The sequence below is a fragment of the Macromonas nakdongensis genome, from assembly GCF_002837145.1.
Classification (GTDB): domain Bacteria; phylum Pseudomonadota; class Gammaproteobacteria; order Burkholderiales; family Burkholderiaceae_C; genus Macromonas_B; species Macromonas_B nakdongensis.
This window is the reverse complement of sequence record NZ_NWMV01000083.1, coordinates 1-1,620: the sequence shown is the minus strand read 5'-3', so window position 1 is coordinate 1,620 and position 1,620 is coordinate 1. Positions and strand designations below refer to the sequence as shown.

The window sequence follows — 1,620 nt, the reverse complement described above, 5'->3', positions numbered from 1 at the left end:
CTCCGGCGCCGTGATGGACCCCATCGCCTTGAACGAGCTGCTGCCCAATTGGAAAGAACTGGGCGCGCCCCTGAACCAGCCGGTCTCGGGCGACGAAGTGCTGTTCTTGAAAGAGGGAGGCGCCACCAAGACCCCCGACGCCCTGGTGCCCGACTGCTTCCACAACCACGGCAACTACGTCATCAGCCTGGGCGCGCTGACCAAATGGCTGGGCGAGCAGGCGGAAAGCCTGGGCGTGGAGATCTTCCCCGGCTTTGCCGCTTCCGAAGTCATCTACAACGCCGATGGTTCCGTCAAAGGCGTGGCCACCGGCCACCAGGGCCTGGGCAAAGACGGCGAGCCCACTGGCGACTTCCAGATCGGCATGGAGCTGCACGCCAAGTACACCGTGTTCGCCGAAGGCGCCCGCGGCCACCTGGGCAAAGAACTGATCGAGCGCTTCCAGCTCGACGCCGGCAAAGACCCGCAGGCCTACGGCATCGGCATCAAAGAGCTGTGGGAAGTGCCCGCCGAGCAAGCCCAACCCGGCCTGGTGGTGCACACCGCCGGCTGGCCGCTGGACGGCCAGACCTACGGCGGCGGTTTCCTGTACCACCTCGAAGGCAACAAGGTCACCCTGGGCTTTGTGGTCGGGCTGGACTACAGCAACCCCTGGCTGAGCCCCTTCGAGGAAATGCAACGCTGGAAGACCCACCCCAGCATCCGCCCCCACATCGAAGGCGGCAAGCGCATCGGTTACGGCGCGCGCGCCATCGTCGCCGGCGGGCTGCACTCCCTGCCCAAGACCGTCTTCCCCGGCGGTGCCCTGATCGGGTGCGACGCCGGCTACTTGAACGCCGCACGCATCAAAGGCAGCCACGCCGCCATCAAGAGCGGCATGCTGTGCGCCGAGGCCGCCTTCGAAGCCATCCAGGCCGGGCGCAGCGGTGACGAACTCGTCGCCTACCCACAGGCCTTCGAGCAGAGCTGGCTGTACCGCGAACTCGACCAGTCGCGCAACTTCAAGGCCTGGTTCAAGAAGGGCAACACCGTGGGTGCGCTCATGACCGGCGTTGAGCACTGGCTGCTGCCCAAGCTCGGCATGAAGCGCCCGCCCTGGAGCTTGCACCGCACCCACGCCGACCACACCTACCTGCGCCCCGCGGCCGAGTGCGCCAAGATCGACTACCCCAAACCCGATGGGAAGCTGACCTTCGACCGCCTCTCCAGTGTCTTCATCAGCAACACCAACCACGCCGAAGACCAGCCCGCGCACCTCACGCTCAAGGACGCATCGGTTCCGGTGAGCGTGAACCTGGCGAAGTACGCCGGACCCGAGAGCCGCTACTGCCCGGCCGGGGTGTACGAGTTCGTCAACAAGGACGGGCAGGACCAGTTGGTGATCAACGCGCAGAACTGCGTGCACTGCAAGACCTGCGACATCAAGGACCCGACGCAGAACATCGTCTGGGTCACGCCCGAGGGCGGTGGCGGGCCCAATTACGCGGGGATGTGAGGCCGCGCGTCAATCGGCGTCCGGCCCGTCGATGGCGGGCCAGTCCACCACCGGCGTCGGATCGACCGGGGCGTCCAGGGCTTCGCTCAGGGTCCGGTTCATTTGCGCGAACAGCTGCAGTTTGC

At 66.3% G+C, this 1,620-nt stretch carries 1 protein-coding gene; it reads left to right on the top strand.

The genetic code is table 11. The features are described 5' to 3' along the window. On the top strand, nucleotides 1-1,495 hold a 1,495-nt coding region (locus CON77_RS11180; protein ID WP_101049218.1), incomplete at its 5' end, for an electron transfer flavoprotein-ubiquinone oxidoreductase. Nucleotides 1,496-1,620: the final 125 nt, after the last annotated feature.